The following is a 16,369-nucleotide window of genomic DNA, read 5'->3' as shown; positions in this document are numbered from 1 at the left end:
AAGAATGAAAATTTCATAATATGCGATGGTGTTTACTTAATCAATAAGCAGCATTAAAGTATTTAGTTGCGTTAAACTTTTAGCACTAGCACTAGCAATTGTCTAGAACTCATAATGCCTAAATTTTATTACTTCTTCATCTAACCAAAGGTTAAGTTCTCTGATTCGTTCTTGTAGAGGAGTCAGCTCAATACGCACAAATACCTGCGACGCCTTCACCGCGTCACCAAATCCGCCGGAGTTGTCCGGGATAATCCCCATCATCTGCGGCGGCACGCGGTGCGCGCTTAACAGGTCATCGCGGCTGGCCTTCTTGATGTTAAAGAAATCGTCTTTGGTCGCGACTTCACTGAGCGGCAGTATCTTGATCCCGTCCGGCTTACCGTTCGGCGCGTACATGAAAAGGTTGCGGAAGTTACCCAGCCCTTTCGTGTCGCGCATCGCCTGCCGCATCCGGTCAACGTCGCTGCTGCTCTGCGCCGCATCGGTCATGTAAAGGATATAACCGGCGTGCGCACCATTCTGGTAATACTTGCGGCGGAACAGCGTCGCCGCCTCATTCAGCCAGGCGGAGTTAAGCGCGCTAAGGTATTCCGGCAGGCCGTACAGCTCCTGATTAATATCCGGCTCCAGCAGGTGAAACACGCTGCCGGCCGAAAACTCGTGCGGCTCTTTCCAGTCGTTAACAAACCAGTAAACGCCATCCTTCACGCCCCTGCGGGTAAATTTGGCTGGAGTGGTTTCAAGGCGCAGCGGCTTACCCAGGCCATTGCGGCGCAGCTCGGCGAAGGCATTGCCGAAGACGAGATAGTCCAGCGCAAACTTGCTGAACTCCTGCTGACTCATCATCGGGTGCGGAATAAACGTTGAGGCCAGAATGTTGCGCTTCACGTAAATCGGCGAGCTGAGATGCACGCCCGAGCGCAGCCTTTTAGCCAGCGTGTTAAAGCTGACCGTCGTCTCAAACCAGCGCCCGTTATCGATGCACTCGGCGTAATCCAGAATGTCGCATTTATCCATGACCAGCATCGGATCGCCAAAGGTAAACGCCTCGGCGTGCTGCTGAGGTGCGTTTGCCTCATCAGTATTGAGCTGCAGCTGTGCTAGCGCGTGATCGTGAAGCAGGCAGACAGCGCGATGCATGTAACACACGTCGGCAAGAATCCGCTGCCTGTGAGTCACGCGCGGCCGGTGCAGCTCTATGTTCACGGTGAGCTGGTAAGCGAGTGGCAGTCATGAGCGACCTGCAGCCGATAAATGATCTCTGGAGGCGCTTATCAGCAGCCTGTCAGCCCCGGCACGTAAACAAATAGCGCGTAACATTGGCCGCAAGATGCGCGCGAATCAGCAGCAGAACATCAAGTGCCAGCAGGCTCCTGACGGCACGCCCTTTAAGCCCCGCAAAACGCAGCCGGTGCGCAGCAAAAAGGGCCGGATAAAGCGCGAGATGTTTGCAAAGCTGCGCACGGCTAAATACATGAAGACGCAGGCCAGCCCGAATGAGGCTTTGATCGAGTTTGCGGGTAACGTGCAGCGCATGGCCCGTGTGCATTACGGGCAGCGCGTCCGGCCATCGTGTAAAGGTAAAGGGGTACAGTATGAATCGCGGCTGTTACTAGGTCTTAAAAATGATGATTATGAGGCAATAATTAACTGCCTCATGGAGTTTCTTTCAAAATGAACCTTCATTTTCTTGTATAATGTGCATCCATAAAATTCAGTACGGATTCACTATAGAAAAACTTAAAAATACTATTTGGATTTGAGGGTTCTAACCTTCTTTCTCGGCAGTATTTTTCACCTGAGTTTTTTATTTGCCGGTGCAATTCATGGAATTTTGCATTCCTTAAGAAATCACTATATCTTGAACTTAATTTTTGAGTAAGTGCATCATATGTGAGAGGATATCTTTTCAACATATCCTCTTCTGTAAAGGTTATTGGTGTAGCTTTAGAATCATTAGTCATCATAAATTCGATGGCTTCATCTGATGATGTTTTTATCAATTTAGTTGAGAGGCGCAAAGAAATGCTAAAGTTTGGATCTGCATCATCCTTGTGAGACTCTTCCATTTTCTCCAAATAGGATTTCAGATTATCAGTCGAGTGATTTAACACGCTAAAACTCTCAATATCACTAAGATGGTAAAGAGAGACTGGCATTAGGAAAAAATTATACTTTCTAAAGTCATAATCAAACCAATCAATAGATAATGTCATATAGTTTTTTAAAGATGCTGTTCCTATACATTGTATTTTTGTGCTAAGTGACATATCTTCATGGATAAAATGAACTGAATGGTCGCGAATTTCAATTAATAACTTAATATTGTCTTCAACAATCTTTTTAAGGCATCCATTAGCTGATAAAATATTTATTGCTTTGGATATGCTTATAGTTTTAGGTGAACCTGACTCAGATACTTCAACCGCCCCCTTAGACTTCAAGTAAATTGAACTTTTATCATCTCCATTTAGTGATAGAATCTTCGCCTTTAGTAGTAACTCCCACGCGTTTATCATCAGGATTGAAAAGCTCTCTTCTCTGAATTTAAAATCTGGTTTGTTATAAACCTCAATTGCTGTAATGCATGCGGAAATTGACTTTTCTAAAATGCTTTCATAAAAAGTCTTGGGTGTATTTTCATTCTGGCTATGATGTTTAATAAAAGACGACAAATTAAAAGAATCAAACTTTGGAGAGACGAATAATTCATTATTTTCCTTTATTATAAATGTTGACCATTTTTTTGATAGGTAAGTTTTAACGGTACTTTGACCCCAACCGGTTTTGTTAGCGATCTCATCTACTGTGAAATATTGCTTGGAAAGTTTTTTCTCTGAAAAAAAATTGAAAGCAAGTTCTATCTTTTTATTTTTATTGAAACTGGAAGGGTTTGGCTTCGTTTCCATATGCTGTTATCCCATATCTCTTATTGAATTTAAAAAAATGTACCCTCATTGCTAAACAAACAGCGTTGGTTAGTCATTGTTTGCAAACAGATTCATCCTACTCACATGAACTCATTCGATCAAATTTCCGAAATTCAGCGCCTGCTGCGCAACCTGATCCGCATAGCAAACGTTTCGGCCGTCAATCTCGACGGCGAGTTATGCCCCGTCGATACTGGAAAAAACACAACCAACTGGCTGCACTGGCTGAGCACCCTCGCGGGTAAAACCCCTTCTTGAAATGCGCAGTCAGTGGGTGAGCAGGTTCTCATTCTGTGCCTGGGCGGCGAACTCAATACCGACTTTGTACTGCCGAGCATTTTCTCGGATGACAACCCGGCTCCGTTTGCCTCGGCCGATGCGCTGCACTGGTCATTTCCTGACGGCGCGGTGATCGAGTCCGAGCCGTAAACCGGCGCTCTGACCGCAACCGACATACAGACGGCAACCAATAAAGCAGCGGTAAAAATCCTGTTCGACTCGCCAGAAGCTGAATGCACAGCGCTGCTTAATACTGCACAGCTGGAAGTCGCCCAGGGCGGCACGATGAAAGGCGGCGTTGAGCATACCGGCGGCAATCTTTCCTCAAAAGGCAAGGTGCTGCATTCGCATATCCAACCGGGCGACAGCGGTGGGAAAACGGGAGCACCAGTATGACAACCGTAAAATATATTGGGATGAACAGCAGGGAAACCGGTGGCACTTTGACTGGCCTCCATCACATCAGGCAATCTGTGCGTGACATTCTGCTGCCCTCTGTCGGCACCAGAGTGATGCACCGCCAGTATGGTTCTCTTTATCCACACTGATTGACCAGCCGTAATATGAGGAGCTGCGCCTGCAGATTATGTCGGCTAACTCTAGGGTGCCTTTGAGGCGAAGCTCACCGCATACGTTATCGCGCAAAAAGGACTTGGCCGCGACCATTCACCTGTCTGCGCTCTATGCCGCCATACACGTTGAGAGCGTGCAGCGCGTCAACCTTATCAAGCCTTCCGCTGACGTGGTGCTCGACAAACGCAGACCGCTTACTGCAGGGGTTACACGCTGACCTTGGGAGGCATCGCTTACGGCATGGATGAACTACATGCAGGCAGTACAGCTACTTGATACTGCCGCATCGAATAGTGCACAGACGGAAAAGACTGAATTAAAATCCATTCTACGCCCGAATTTTTCAGTTAAAACTTTTCAATGGAAAAATGTTTAATTCTGCCATTGAATCATTTCATCCAGCCTCTTCAGAATGTCGGGGAAATAGCTTTCATTAAGGCCAAAGCTGCCTTTAACCTGAACGCTGTCGGCATGAGGCTCCGGTCGAAGGATAAAATCAATCGTTACGCTATCAATAGTATTTTCATTTGTCAGTATCATATCAAGCTGATGAATATCGCTTTGATATTTAAACGACTTTAACTTTTGCTGAGCAATTATCGCCTGATGAAAAGCTGAAAATTCTTTTTTCAACATTTTCAACTCTCCAACGGTGAACTCAGTCTTAAACGCCACCTTCAGGCCGCTTACCGAGAATTCTATCCAGGACTGTATCCAATCCCAGTGATGGTTAACAGGATCGGCTTCGTTATCGACAACCCGTTCAAAAGGCGACACCGCAAAAACGAATTCTTCATCTCTGATATCAAACATATGTACGTTCCTGTCGGTTAATCAAAAATACTTAAAATGAGTTATCGTCCAATCTGATACCCTTACCACAACCTCAAGAGTGTACTTCTTATACTCAGTGATATTTTTCTTACGGTGTATTTATACATTTCCGTTTCATAACGATACATACCCTCTCCGTTGCGAGGATCGGCCATGCGTCTGCCATAGCGGATAGCTCTTTCCTGAATATGTAACGGAACATAGCGACCCGGCTCATACATGTGCCTCGCCGCTGTTTCGGTCATTTTCAGGTTACACGCCGATAAACCCGTTTTTAACCTGGCACGCAGGAACATTATTGTTGCCTGGCTGAGTCTGGCACTTATAGCAGCTCGTGTACCAGCCTCCAATAATGCGCGGCCAGCGCGGAAAATTCGAAATACACCAAACGCAAGAAGCGCTATGTCTGTAGGATCAATCAGTGGCGTTTCGAGAGGTGCCTCTTCAAGTCGAACAAAATGCCCCTGCACATCGTATATCTGCCACAGACCGGGAGCCTGAGCCACAGAATAACCAATGCACATGCCGCTGGACTCATCCAGCACCGGCTGTGCGTTTCGTGGCAGCACACGTGGTCTCAATTCAAAAAATACGTTGCCCGATAATGGTGACTGAAATGTGTAATATCTGCCAGGTTCGGTGATTGCATTCCCTGCATTCATTATCGTTCCCTCATTTTCATGTGACTTAATAGAGTGCCACAGGATAGTAGAGCGGTCATTACCGAGTACTGCAACGCCGTTCACTCAGCAAACTTCTCTCGCACGGGCTGTACAGCCTATACCTGATGCTCCTGACAGGGCTTCAACCATGAGTAAAACAGGTGGCAGATTATCGCCACGGTGTCCCTTTCATAGAGAGGTAGTAAAGCAGGGTTGTAACTTATATGAATAGGAAAAATGGCAATGACATAATGGAATGGCGTCTTGCAGAAGAACACAACGGAAAAGACTAAGTTATTGATTGAAAATCATTAACTGATGGGCGGCATCTGACAAAAAAAGACCGAATACGATTCCTATATTCGGTCCAGGGAAATGGCTCTCAAGGAGCCGTGCGCTAAAAGTTGGCATTTATGAAGGCGATGTCGCCTTGCCATTTAACATTAGAACAGCGCGGTGGAATTGCCAGCAAACGGGAGGCGCAGGACCATAAACCGGATCAGTTTGTGATCGCAACGGCAAAAAAGAGGGGTTGGGCGCAGCGCGGTGCTGCACCCGACAGGTTTATTTACCGCACAGCGCCTGGGTGCGCTCAACAATCGGCTGCAGACTCATCATCTGGCCCGGGTGCGCTTTGTCTTCGGCCTGGATCACGCTGATCGGCTGCGCTTTCACCTGTTTGTTTTTGAACAGTGTGTCGGCGATATCGTTCAGGGGGTATGTCATCAGCGTGCTCGGGTTGATGGCAAACATCGCACCATCTTTCTCGCAGGTCAGCATCACCTCTTCACGGTTAAACGGCCACTTCTCTTTACCGATCTCAAAGCGGCTGACGGTAATGATTTGTGCCGCCAGCGCCTGGCCGCATACGGATAACAACAGGATTGAGGGGATCACTTTCTTCAGCAACATAACTACCCTTTTCTCTCTTAAACCACATTCAGACTGGCGACAGCGTGGCAAATACGCTGACCAGCCCAACCACTCCACACGCCAGCAGCAGTTCAAGCTGCGTCATGCGAATAAATTTTTGCTGCGTCCCGCTGCCAGCCAGGCGGAATCGCGGCACCAGCCAGTATCGGTTAATCAGCGCCACCAGCACCATCAGGGCAACCAGCAGCACCTTACACAGCAACAATACAATGTAGCGTGAATCGTGCCACGTCAGCGGCCAGCCCGCGATCATCACGCTGTTTATCAGGCCACTCAGCAGCGTTAACGCCACCGCCAGATGACCATAGCGCGAAAAGCGCATCATGGTACGGATAGCGTCGGTGCGGCGATCGATCTGGCGCGCCTCCCGCATCAACAGCAGCAGAGGCAGTAATCCGCCCGTCCAGAACGCCGCGGCAATCAGATGCAGTGCATGATTGAGCTGCTGAAACAATCCCGGCCAGCCATCGCGCATCGCGGCATGACCTATCAGAGCCATGCAGGCCAGTTGCAGAACGCCCGCCAGCAGTAACACCTGCTGACGCAGCCGCCCGGTCAGTAACAAACCGGCAACGGCCAGCAGGCTAAACAGGATTTCCCACAGCCACACGCCACCGAAGTGCGTGCCAATCACCGCCAGCCAGATATCGACATCAGCCAGATTGGCGCTGTCGCCGCTCATCAATACATTCTGGCAGGCCAGCATCGCCAGTGCACTCAGCAGCGCCAGCCAGGCGCTCCCTTTCACCAGCGGGTTTAATCGTCGCGCCAGCAGGGGGCGATAGCGTTTGGGTGCCAGCAGCGCACTGTAACAGGCGCTGCCGGTCAGCAGCATCACGGCGGCAAAATGCAGCGCGCGCAACAGGATCCAGAGGGTGGTCACCGGAGTTACTTCACGCTAAAGCGATAGCTTCCTGCGGTTTTATGTCCATCCACCGACAGCACATGCCAGTTAACCTGATAGCTGCCCGCTTGCAGCGGCTGAGACAAGCCCACAATCAGCCGGTTTTTCTGGCCAGATTCAACGCGGGCTTTAGCGGTGGCGACGGGCTTCTGTGCACTATCCAGCAGCGTGACGCCGCTGAATGCCGCTTCAATATCTTCACTGAAGTTCAGCGTCAGCGCATCGGTGGATGTCGTTACCTGCGCTTTGGCAGCAGGGATAGAAGACTGGAGATGCGCATGCGCCGCTGCCAGCGAACTGAATGTCATCAGTCCGGCTGTCGCCAGCGCAATAACCATGCGGGAAATCAGTTTTTTATGCATAAGATCATCCTTTTAACCGCCGCCAGGGCGATAAACGTGGCAAAAGGATACGCTGCTGTATTTGCACTGTCGAGGCCAGCGATGCGATCCTTTATCCTTGATTCAGACCGCCGAAAACATTACTTTTGCCCGCTATCGTCAGGAGAATATTATGAGCCATAACCTTGCCCTGCTGTCCCAGGAAGAGAAAGACAAGATTAATGTCGATTTGGCGGCAGCGGGTGTGGCGTTTAAAGAGCGCTATAACATGCCGATCGTCGCCGAAATGGTGGCGCAGGAGCAGCCCGAAGCGCTGCGTGACTGGTTTCGTCAGCGTCTGATGCACTACCGCCAGGCGTCGCTCAGCCTGTCGCGCCTTCCTTATGAACCGAAGATGAAGCAATGATATTTCGCGTTATTGATACCGAAACCTGCGGTCTGCAGGGTGGCGTGGTCGAAGTGGCGTCCGTGGATGTGGTCAACGGCCAGATTGTGAATCCGATGAGCGATCTCACCCTGCCCGACCGCCCTATCAGCCGTCAGGCGATGGCCGTGCATCGCATCACCGAAGCAATGGTCGCCGGTAAGCCGACCATTGAAGAGGCGATCCCACGCTATCACGGCAGTGCTTTTTACGTGGCGCACAACGCCAGTTTTGATCGCCGGATGCTGCCGGAGATGTACGGAGAGTGGATCTGCACCATGCAGCTGGCGCGTCAGCTCTGGCCGGGCATTAAATATGGCAACCAGGCACTGCGTCATTCGCTTAAGCTGGATGTCACGCCGCCCGCCGACCTGCATGCACACCGCGCGCTCTATGACTGCTATGTTACGGCAGCACTGCTGATTCGTATTATGGAGATCTCCGGCTGGAGTGCCTCCGAGATGATTGTGCGGTCACAACCGGCGGCCCAGCGCGACGACGTTCTGCCCTTTGGCAAATACCGCGGCCAGGCGATCGCGGTGGTTGCGCGCAAGGATCCGGGCTATCTGAAGTGGATGCTGGATAACGTCAGCGATCTGCGCCCGCCATTGCGGCAGGCGCTGCGTAAGTACCTGACCGAATCTCAGTAATCCTGAGCTGGCGGTAAGGTGCCCTGCGCCAGACCCAGCAGGAAGGTGTATTCCATCGCGATCCCTTCATAGGCTTTGTAGCGCCCCGACTTGCCGCCGTGCCCCGCATCCATGTCGGTGCAAAGCAGCAGCAGGTTATTGTCGGTTTTCATCGATCTCAGCTTCGCCACCCACTTGGCCGGTTCCCAGTACTGCACCTGCGAATCGTGCAGGCCGGTGGTGACCAGCAGGTGGGGATAGGCTTTCGCCTCGATGTTGTCATAAGGGCTGTACTGGCGGATATAACGGTAGTACTCAGGATCGTTGGGGTTGCCCCACTCGTCATACTCGCCAGTGGTCAGCGGAATCGACTCATCCAGCATCGTGGTCACCACATCCACAAACGGCACCTGGGCAACCACGCCGTGGAACCGCTGCGGTGCCAGGTTAATTACTCCGCCCATGAGCAAGCCACCCGCGCTACCGCCCATGGCATAGAGTCGTTCCGGGTGTCCGATGCCACGCGCCACCAGCGCGTTAGTGACATCGATAAAATCGGTGAAGCTGTTCATTTTGTTCAGCAGGCGACCGCCGTCATACCATTGCTGCCCCAGCTCACCGCCGCCGCGCACCTGTATCAGCGCATAGACAAATCCGCGATCCAGCAGGCTCAGGCGGCTGACGCTGAAGTCGGCATCCATGCTGCTGCCGTAGGCACCGTAGCCATACACCAGCATCGGATTCTGACCGGGCTGATAATGTTTGCGGTGATAGACCAGCGATACCGGCACTTCGGTGCCATCGCTGACTTTGATCCAGTGATGTTCGCTTTTGTAATCTTCCGCGTTAAAGCCTTTCACCGCGCTCTGCTTGAGGATGCGGCGTTCGCCGGTATCCATATCCAGTTCAAACAGCGTGGTCGGCGTGGTCATCGATGAATAGCCGTAGCGCAGTTTGCTGGTACGCGGCGTCGGATTGTAGGCCAGCCAGGTCACATAGGTCGGGTCGTCAAAGGCGATGCCGCTGGTTTCACCGCTGGCCCAGTTGATCTGCCGCAGGCTGGTTAAGCCGCGCTGGCGCTCCTCGACCACCAGCCAGTCCCGAAACAGCTGAAAATCTTCCATCACTACCTGTTCACGTGCCGGGATCAGGGTTTCCCAGCGTGACTCGTCCAGATAGCGGCTGCGGTACAGCCCGAAGTTCTCGCCTTCCCGGTTGGATCGAATGAAGAACTGATGATCGTAGTGGTCGATGCTGTACTCATGATCGCGGCGGCGCGGCAGAAACACATGCGGCTGCGCATCGGGGAAGTTCGCATCAATCAGCTGAATTTCGCTGGTGTTGGTGCTGTAGAGCGCAATCATGATGAACTGCTTGGAGGTGGTCTTATGTACGCTGAGATGATAAGTATCATCCTGCTCTTCATAGACCAGCTGGTCGTCGAACTGCGGCGTACCCAGTTCGTGTCGCCACACCTGATAAGAAAGCAGCGTCTGCGGGTGTTTTCGCACATAGTAGAGGGTGCGCGAGTCATTACCCCACGCGAAGCTGGAAGAGGCGTTGCTCAGCACTTCAGGGTACCAGCTGCCACTCTCCAGGTTACGGAAGCGGATGCCATATTGCCGGCGAGACAGGAAATCTTCAGCCAGCGCCATGACCCGGTTATCCGGACTGATATGCAGCGCGCCCATGGTATAGAAATCACTGTGCGAGGCGCGCTGGTTGGCATCCAGCAGCAGGCTCCACTCGCCAGACTCATCGCTCGCGGCGGGCTGGCGGTAATAGGCCGGGTATTCGTTACCGCTCTGGTAGCGGCTCTGATAACGGTAGCCATTTTTCACATAGGGCACTGAGTGATCTTCAGGCGGCAGCCGATCGATAATCTCTTTTAATACCCGGTCCTGCAGTGGCTGTTGTGACGACATGATTTTTTTGCCGTAGTTGTTTTCGGCACGCAGGTAATCAAGGACCTCGCTGTTTTCGCGCTTGTCGTCGCGCAGCCAGTAGTAGTCGTCAACGCGCGTCTCGCCGTGCAGCGTCATCTCGTGGGGTATTTTTTTTGCGATGGGTGCTTTCATCCATCCGTCTCCGTGAACGTAATGATCTGTAAGCGTAACACTTCAGCAGCGGGAAGCCAGGTATAGGTTGAGAAGCAGCCGCTGGCGGATCACATCCTGTGACCCGCCAGCGTAATATCAGAGGGATTAACTGGCGGGTAAACGGGCTTTCTCAGCCTCAAGATCCTGCTGAATGCCGTCGCGAACATCCTGGGGGATTTTCAGCGCGTCGCCCAGCGCGGAGAGATAGCTGCGCTCCATGAAGTGATCAACGTCGATAGCGGCACAGCTCAGGAAGTAGAGCTCAAGCGCCTCTTCCTCGTTTTTCACATCGGCGGCCAGCCACTGCGGATCCAGCGGGCGGTTCATCGCTTTCTGGATCAGCTGTTCCGCTTCCTGACCGTAGCCGGACTGATGAATATTCTGCTCAATCGCTGCCCGTTCCTGATCGTCAATGTGCCCGTCGCTTTTGGCGGCAAACACCAGCGCCGTCACCAGACGCTCAGCCCGCAGGTTAACCGGCGTCTGCGCCACGCCAAAGTCAGGTTCATTCTGGTGCGCTTCGCTGACCCGCTGCTTGTATTTGTTCCATAACACCGCGCCCGCAGCCGCACCGCCACCGATAATCAGCGCCTTGCCGCCATATTTTGTCAGCAGTTTGCGCGACGATTTACTGGCAATCAGCATACCGGCCAGGCCGCCCAGCGCACCCGGCGCCAGCATGTCGCTTAAGCCGCCGCCCGATTTGCCCTCACCGCCCTTCTTCGTCAGTACCGACTGAATTTGTTGCAACCAGTTATTCATCATCCACTCCTTTTAAGATGTCAGTCCGCTATCCTGACGAAAAGGATGTCAGGAAACGTCAGAGCGGGAAAAGTAAGGCAAAAGGTCGTGCCAGATGGACGAAAGATGAGAACGCAAACGTTTTCGTTTATACTTGCGCGCGAATTTTGACAGCTTAGGTGAATGTATGACGACTCTCGGAACAGCGCTGCGTCCGGCAGCAACGCGTGTGATGCTATTGGGTTCAGGTGAACTGGGTAAAGAGGTGGCGCTGGAGTGTCAGCGTCTGGGTGTGGAAGTGATCGCGGTTGATCGTTACGCCGATGCCCCGGCGATGCACGTCGCCCATCGCAGCCATGTGATTAACATGCTGGATGGCGCGGCGCTGGCTGCGCTAATCGCTGAAGAGAAGCCTGATTTTGTCGTACCGGAAATCGAAGCCATCGCCACGGAGACCCTGGTTGAACTGGAGCAGCAAGGCCAGCGCGTGGTGCCGACTGCCCGTGCCGCGCGGCTGACCATGAACCGCGAAGGCATTCGTCGGCTGGCGGCTGAAGAGCTCTCTCTGCCGACCTCCCGCTATCGCTTTGCCGATAGCAAGGCGCGCTTTGATGAAGCGGCTACCGAAATCGGCTTTCCCTGCATTGTGAAGCCGGTAATGAGTTCATCCGGCAAAGGTCAGAGCTTTATCCGCGATGCCAGCCAGCTCGATAACGCCTGGGACTATGCGCAACAGGGTGGCCGCGCGGGTGCCGGACGCGTCATTGTCGAAGGGGTTGTCGACTTCGATTTCGAGATCACCCTGCTCACCATCAGTGCAGTCGATGGCATTCATTTCTGTGCGCCAATTGGTCACCGTCAGGAGGATGGCGATTACCGTGAATCCTGGCAGCCGCAGCAGATGAGTGATGTGGCGCTTCAGCGGGCGCAGGATGTTGCCGCGCAGGTGGTTAAGGCGCTGGGTGGCTATGGCTTGTTTGGCGTTGAGCTGTTTGTCTGCGGTGATGAGGTGGTGTTCAGCGAAGTTTCTCCGCGTCCTCACGACACCGGCATGGTGACGCTGATTTCGCAGGATCTGTCAGAGTTTGCGCTGCACGTGCGGGCGTTTCTCGGTCTGCCGATTGGCGCGATTCGCCAGTATGGTCCGTCAGCGTCCGCCGTTATTCTGCCGCAACTGACCAGCCAGAATGTGCAGTTTGTGAATGTCGAAGCGGCGCTGGGTGCCGGTCTGCAACTGCGCCTGTTCGGCAAGCCGGAAATCAGCGGCCAGCGTCGGCTGGGCGTGGCGCTCGCCAGCGGTGACAGCACCGATCAGGCGATTGCGCGTGCCGTTGCCAGCGCAGCAGCGGTCACGGTTCAGGGATAAACGTGTGCGGTGAGCAGACGCTCACCGCCATAACTTACTTCGCGCCTTCAACAGCTTCGCGTGCCAGGCGGGTGATGCGATCCCAGTCGCCCGCTTCCAGCGCGTCGTTGGGCACCAGCCAGGAACCGCCGATGCACAGCACGCTTTTCAGCGCCAGATAGTCACGGTAGTTCGCCGGAGAGATGCCGCCGGTCGGGCAGAATCGCACCTGCGGGAAGGGTCCGCCAATCGCCTGCAGCGCTTTAACGCCGCCGTTTGCTTCTGCCGGGAAAAACTTGAACTCGCGCAGACCGTAGTCCATACCGGTCATTAACTCAGAAACGGTGCTGATGCCGGGAATCAATGGCACCGACCCCTCAACCGCCGCTTTCAGCAGCGACTCGGTGACACCAGGGCTGATCACAAACTGCGCACCTGCATCGGTCACTTCCTGTAACTGCTGCGGATTAATCACCGTTCCCGCACCGACGATCGCATCCGGCACTTCTTTAATCATCGCACGTAAGGCATCCATCGCCACTGGCGTGCGCAGCGTCACTTCCAGCACTCTGACACCGCCTGCCACCAGCGCTTTTGCCATCGGCACGGCGTGTTCCAGTTTGTTCACAACGATGACCGGCACCACAGGTCCGGTGGTCAGAATCTGTTCTGCACTCGTTTTCCAGTTTTTCATCAGTTCCCCTTGCTTGATAACACCGGGATTGCGACCCGGTCATGGAGCATCGGCTCCTGCCCTGTAAATTGCGTCACTACCATACATGATCAACTTCCTGAGCGTCTATCATCCTGCGACCATTTTGAAACGGCAGTTCAATTTTATTCGTGTTGACTGGCCCGGATTAAGGGCGAAAAAAAAGCCCGCGTTGCGGGCTTCATCATCACTTCCGTTATTCGAACTCGTTCCACGAGCGGCCATCGCGGGTAATCATCGCCACTGAGGCCACCGGGCCCCAGGTGCCCGCCTGATACGGCTTGGAAGAGTCGCCGTCCGCAGCCCAGGCGTCGATAATAGAATCAACATAGGTCCATGCGGCTTCAACTTCATCGCGGCGCACAAACAGCGCCTGGATACCACGCATGCTCTCCAGCAGCAGACGCTCGTAAGCATCGGCAAGGTGCGACTGGTTAAAGGTCTCGGAGTAGCTCAGATCCAGCTTGGTGGTCTGCAGTTTGTGCTTGTGATCAAGGCCTGGCACTTTGTTCAGGATCTCGATATCCACCCCTTCGTCCGGCTGCAGACGAATCGTCAGCTTGTTCTGCGGCAGCTCTGAGTAGGAGTCTTTAAACAGGTTCATTTCCGGGTTTTTGAAGTAGACCACGACTTCTGAACACTTGGTCGGCAAACGCTTACCGGTGCGCAGGTAGAACGGCACACCCGCCCAGCGCCAGTTGTCGATATCGACACGAATTGCCACGAAGGTCTCTGTGGCGCTCGACTTATTGGCACCCTCTTCTTCCAGGTAGCCCGGCACTTTTTTGCCCTGCACAAAGCCAGCGGTGTACTGGCCGCGAACGGTTTTCTCACGCACGTTGGTCTGATCAATGCGGCGCAGCGAGCGCAGCACTTTAACTTTTTCGTCACGGATGCTGTCGGCGCTGAGATCGGACGGCGGCGACATGGCGATCATGGTCAGAATCTGCAGCAGGTGGTTCTGGATCATGTCGCGCATCTGGCCCGCTTTATCGAAGTAACCCCAGCGGCCTTCGATACCCACTTCTTCGGCCACGGTAATCTGGACGTGGTCGATGGTGCGGTTATCCCAGTTATTCACGAAGATAGAGTTGGCAAAGCGCAGCGCCAGCAGGTTAAGCACCGTCTCTTTGCCGAGATAGTGGTCAATACGGAATACCTGGCTCTCATCAAAGTACTCACCAACGCTGTCGTTGATCTCCTGCGAGGTTTCCAGTGAGGTGCCCAGCGGCTTCTCCATCACTACGCGCGCCGGTTTAGCATTCAGCTTCGCGGTGCCCAGACCCTGACAGATGGCGCCAAAGGTGCTGGGTGGCATGGCGAAGTAGTTGATGGTGGTGCGATTTTTCTGGTCCAGCATCTTGCCCAGTTTCGGGAAGTGCGTGGTGTCGTTGACATCGAGGTTGCAGAAGTCGAGACGATTGCTGAGTTTGTCCCACAGCGCTTCGTCAATCTTCTCCTTCATGAAGGTTTCCAGCGCTTCACGTACCACTTTGGTGTATTCCGCTTTATCCCACTCGGCACGGCCGACACCAATAATGCGGGTTTCCTCGTGGATCTGCCCCGCTTTCTCTAACTGGTACAGTGAAGGCAACAGTTTACGGCGTGCAAGATCGCCTTTGGCACCGAAAATCACCAGATCGCATGCCTGGGCTGTTTGTGTTACCGCCATTTTCCTCTCCTCGTTGCAGGATAGTCCGGTGGTGATGCATCCTCTGCCACCGGGTCCAGGTTATTATTTTCTTTGAGCACAATGTACTTTTTTCCCCGCGCCAGGTAAACCGACTCGCCGGGTTAACCGCATTAACTCTGTACCGGATGTGCTAAGCGCGTGTGATGACACGTGCGGATTGCCGGTTTTTTCTGTGTCTGTTGGTGTCAGGAAAATCAGGCACCGGTCAAAGTATCCCAAAAAAAAGGGCAATCGACTTGTCCGCCGTTGCGCCTGGCAGGTGCTGACACGATATAGTCTCTGTTAATCGACTCTGACGACAGGGATAATTGAAATTGGTAAAAGTGATTATGGTCATCGGCTTATGAATATGCTGGAAAAAATTGACGCGCAGTTTGCCGCGCTCAGCAATGCGGAACAGAAAGTCGCCCGGCAGATTCTGGCTGCGCCGCAGGCGGCGATGCACTCCAGCATTGCGACCCTGGCGCGCGAAGCGTGCGTCAGCGAACCCACGGTAAATCGCTTCTGTCATCGACTGGGCGCGCGCGGCTTTCCCGACTTTAAGCTGCAACTGGCGCAGAGCCTGGTGAAAAGCAGCAACTGGGTCAGCCGGGGCGTGGAGGACGATGACAGTGTGGAGAACTACAGCCACAAAATCTTTGACTCGGCGCTGGCAGGGCTGCAGCGGGTGCGGGATCAGCTGGATAGCGCCCAACTGCAGCAGGCCGTCACCCTGCTTACTCAGGCTGACAAACTCGCCTTTTTCGGGCTGGGGGCTTCCGCTGTGGTAGCACATGACGCCTTTACCAAATTTCTGCGCTTTAATCTGCCGGTCATCTGGTCAGACGATATTGTGATCCAGCGCATGAGTTGCATAAATAGTCGAGCCGGTGACGTTTTTGTTCTCATTTCGCATACTGGACGCACAAAAAATATGGTAGAACTGGCTCGCCTGGCCCGTGTAAACGGTTCCACCGTTATAGCCATCACCTCTGCCGATTCTCCCCTTGCCCATGAAGCAGCGATAGCTTTAGTGCTTGATGTACCGGAAGATACGGATATCTATTTGCCGATGGTATCGCGCCTGGCGCAGTTGACCGTGATCGATGTGTTGGCGACCGGTTTCACTCTGGAACGGGGTGCGCCCTTCCGGGAAAACCTGAAACGCGTGAAAGAGGCGTTGAAAGCGTCGCGTTACGAAAAGCACACCATTCGGGAAAAGGATGATCAGCAAAAAAATTAACATCACATTTACAATGTGAGTCGTATCACAACCCGTCGATCATAT

General features: G+C 53.1%; 16 protein-coding genes and 2 pseudogenes. 7 read left to right on the top strand and 11 right to left on the bottom strand.

The window, feature by feature from the left end; translation table 11 throughout:
* Positions 1–102: 102 nt before the first annotated feature.
* Positions 103–1,143 (bottom strand): phage portal protein, encoded by a 1,041-nt coding sequence (locus HFD95_RS12255; RefSeq protein WP_243208630.1) that lies wholly within the window; start codon positions 1,141–1,143, stop codon positions 103–105.
* 121 nt (positions 1,144–1,264) lie between these two features.
* Between HFD95_RS12255 and HFD95_RS12245 the strand changes: the two genes are divergently transcribed.
* A complete protein-coding gene (locus HFD95_RS12245; protein WP_155740624.1) occupies positions 1,265–1,681 on the top strand; it encodes a phage virion morphogenesis protein in 417 nt (138 codons plus the stop codon).
* A gap of 4 nt (positions 1,682–1,685) precedes the next feature.
* Here the strand turns inward: HFD95_RS12245 and HFD95_RS12240 are convergent, their stop codons facing one another.
* Positions 1,686–2,912: a DUF3644 domain-containing protein gene (locus tag HFD95_RS12240; RefSeq protein ID WP_167430296.1), complete on the bottom strand. Its 1,227-nt coding sequence runs from the start codon at positions 2,910–2,912 to the stop codon at positions 1,686–1,688.
* Between the two features lie 105 nt (positions 2,913–3,017).
* On the opposite strand from HFD95_RS12240, the pseudogene HFD95_RS12235 reads away from it, so the two are divergent.
* Positions 3,018–3,608 (top strand): annotated as a pseudogene (locus HFD95_RS12235) (phage baseplate assembly protein V).
* A pseudogene (locus HFD95_RS22140) lies at positions 3,605–3,771 on the top strand (baseplate assembly protein); the annotation flags it as partial. The pseudogenes HFD95_RS12235 and HFD95_RS22140, both read left to right, overlap by 4 nt.
* A 386-nt stretch (positions 3,772–4,157) precedes the next feature.
* Here HFD95_RS22140 and HFD95_RS12230 read toward each other — a convergent pair.
* The 5 genes from HFD95_RS12230 to copC form a co-directional block, all read right to left on the bottom strand.
* Positions 4,158–4,598, bottom strand: a complete 441-nt coding sequence (locus tag HFD95_RS12230; protein WP_167430295.1) for a hypothetical protein — start codon at positions 4,596–4,598, stop codon at positions 4,158–4,160.
* Positions 4,599–4,660: 62 nt separating this feature from the next.
* Positions 4,661–5,365, bottom strand: a complete 705-nt coding sequence (locus tag HFD95_RS12225; RefSeq protein WP_243208629.1) for a hypothetical protein — start codon at positions 5,363–5,365, stop codon at positions 4,661–4,663.
* Between the two features lie 480 nt (positions 5,366–5,845).
* On the bottom strand, positions 5,846–6,193 hold the full coding sequence (locus HFD95_RS12220; RefSeq protein WP_124890037.1) for a YebY family protein: 348 nt from the start codon (positions 6,191–6,193) through the stop codon (positions 5,846–5,848).
* A 28-nt stretch (positions 6,194–6,221) separates the two neighbouring features.
* Positions 6,222–7,097, bottom strand: a complete 876-nt coding sequence (gene copD / locus HFD95_RS12215) for a copper homeostasis membrane protein CopD (protein WP_167430294.1) — start codon at positions 7,095–7,097, stop codon at positions 6,222–6,224.
* 5 nt (positions 7,098–7,102) lie between these two features.
* Positions 7,103–7,480 (bottom strand): copper homeostasis periplasmic binding protein CopC, encoded by a 378-nt coding sequence (gene copC, locus HFD95_RS12210; RefSeq protein ID WP_111533916.1) that lies wholly within the window; start codon positions 7,478–7,480, stop codon positions 7,103–7,105.
* A gap of 151 nt (positions 7,481–7,631) precedes the next feature.
* Here copC and HFD95_RS12205 point away from each other — a divergent pair, with 151 nt between their 5' ends.
* The gene (locus HFD95_RS12205; protein ID WP_010258692.1) at positions 7,632–7,865 is read left to right on the top strand and encodes a DNA polymerase III subunit theta; all 234 of its coding nucleotides are present in this window, start codon (positions 7,632–7,634) and stop codon (positions 7,863–7,865) included.
* Positions 7,862–8,533, top strand: a complete 672-nt coding sequence (gene exoX, locus HFD95_RS12200) for an exodeoxyribonuclease X (protein ID WP_181955263.1) — start codon at positions 7,862–7,864, stop codon at positions 8,531–8,533. The genes HFD95_RS12205 and exoX overlap by 4 nt, the downstream gene beginning before the upstream one ends.
* Here exoX and HFD95_RS12195 read toward each other — a convergent pair.
* Entirely contained in the window at positions 8,527–10,590 is a 2,064-nt protein-coding gene (locus HFD95_RS12195) for a prolyl oligopeptidase family serine peptidase (protein WP_033769232.1), read from the bottom strand. The two genes, exoX and HFD95_RS12195, sit on opposite strands and share 7 nt — an antisense overlap.
* 126 nt (positions 10,591–10,716) lie before the next feature.
* Positions 10,717–11,373 carry a tellurite resistance TerB family protein gene (locus HFD95_RS12190; protein ID WP_010258682.1) on the bottom strand — a complete coding sequence of 219 codons (657 nt, stop codon included), beginning with the start codon at positions 11,371–11,373 and terminating at the stop codon, positions 10,717–10,719.
* Positions 11,374–11,539: 166 nt separating this feature from the next.
* Between HFD95_RS12190 and purT the strand changes: the two genes are divergently transcribed.
* Positions 11,540–12,718: a formate-dependent phosphoribosylglycinamide formyltransferase gene (gene purT / locus HFD95_RS12185; RefSeq protein ID WP_010670798.1), complete on the top strand. Its 1,179-nt coding sequence runs from the start codon at positions 11,540–11,542 to the stop codon at positions 12,716–12,718.
* Between the two features lie 34 nt (positions 12,719–12,752).
* Here purT and HFD95_RS12180 read toward each other — a convergent pair whose 3' ends face one another.
* Both HFD95_RS12180 and zwf read right to left on the bottom strand, forming a co-directional pair.
* Positions 12,753–13,391: a bifunctional 4-hydroxy-2-oxoglutarate aldolase/2-dehydro-3-deoxy-phosphogluconate aldolase gene (locus HFD95_RS12180; protein ID WP_033769234.1), complete on the bottom strand. Its 639-nt coding sequence runs from the start codon at positions 13,389–13,391 to the stop codon at positions 12,753–12,755.
* Between the two features lie 214 nt (positions 13,392–13,605).
* A complete protein-coding gene (gene zwf, locus HFD95_RS12175) occupies positions 13,606–15,081 on the bottom strand; it encodes a glucose-6-phosphate dehydrogenase (protein ID WP_010258671.1) in 1,476 nt (491 codons plus the stop codon).
* A gap of 364 nt (positions 15,082–15,445) precedes the next feature.
* On the opposite strand from zwf, the gene HFD95_RS12170 reads away from it, so the two are divergent.
* Positions 15,446–16,324 (top strand): MurR/RpiR family transcriptional regulator, encoded by an 879-nt coding sequence (locus tag HFD95_RS12170; protein WP_167430293.1) that lies wholly within the window; start codon positions 15,446–15,448, stop codon positions 16,322–16,324.
* Positions 16,325–16,369 lie beyond the last annotated feature (45 nt).

Origin of the sequence: Pantoea sp. EKM10T, assembly GCF_011800685.1 — a bacterium.
GTDB classification, from domain to species: domain Bacteria; phylum Pseudomonadota; class Gammaproteobacteria; order Enterobacterales; family Enterobacteriaceae; genus Pantoea; species Pantoea agglomerans.
This window is presented reverse-complemented; position numbering and strand designations above follow the sequence as displayed.

Coding starts and splice junctions, on each gene's coding strand:
- HFD95_RS12230 (WP_167430295.1), bottom strand. CDS start 4,598: ATGTTTGATATCAGAGATGAAGAATTCGTTTTTGCGGTGTCGCCTTTT.
- HFD95_RS12190 (WP_010258682.1), bottom strand. CDS start 11,373: ATGAATAACTGGTTGCAACAAATTCAGTCGGTACTGACGAAGAAGGGC.
- HFD95_RS12205 (WP_010258692.1), top strand. CDS start 7,632: ATGAGCCATAACCTTGCCCTGCTGTCCCAGGAAGAGAAAGACAAGATT.
- copC (WP_111533916.1), bottom strand. CDS start 7,480: ATGCATAAAAAACTGATTTCCCGCATGGTTATTGCGCTGGCGACAGCC.
- HFD95_RS12255 (WP_243208630.1), bottom strand. CDS start 1,143: ATGCATCGCGCTGTCTGCCTGCTTCACGATCACGCGCTAGCACAGCTG.
- HFD95_RS12170 (WP_167430293.1), top strand. CDS start 15,446: ATGAATATGCTGGAAAAAATTGACGCGCAGTTTGCCGCGCTCAGCAAT.
- zwf (WP_010258671.1), bottom strand. CDS start 15,081: ATGGCGGTAACACAAACAGCCCAGGCATGCGATCTGGTGATTTTCGGT.
- HFD95_RS12195 (WP_033769232.1), bottom strand. CDS start 10,590: ATGAAAGCACCCATCGCAAAAAAAATACCCCACGAGATGACGCTGCAC.
- HFD95_RS12180 (WP_033769234.1), bottom strand. CDS start 13,391: ATGAAAAACTGGAAAACGAGTGCAGAACAGATTCTGACCACCGGACCT.
- HFD95_RS12220 (WP_124890037.1), bottom strand. CDS start 6,193: ATGTTGCTGAAGAAAGTGATCCCCTCAATCCTGTTGTTATCCGTATGC.
- purT (WP_010670798.1), top strand. CDS start 11,540: ATGACGACTCTCGGAACAGCGCTGCGTCCGGCAGCAACGCGTGTGATG.
- exoX (WP_181955263.1), top strand. CDS start 7,862: ATGATATTTCGCGTTATTGATACCGAAACCTGCGGTCTGCAGGGTGGC.
- HFD95_RS12240 (WP_167430296.1), bottom strand. CDS start 2,912: ATGGAAACGAAGCCAAACCCTTCCAGTTTCAATAAAAATAAAAAGATA.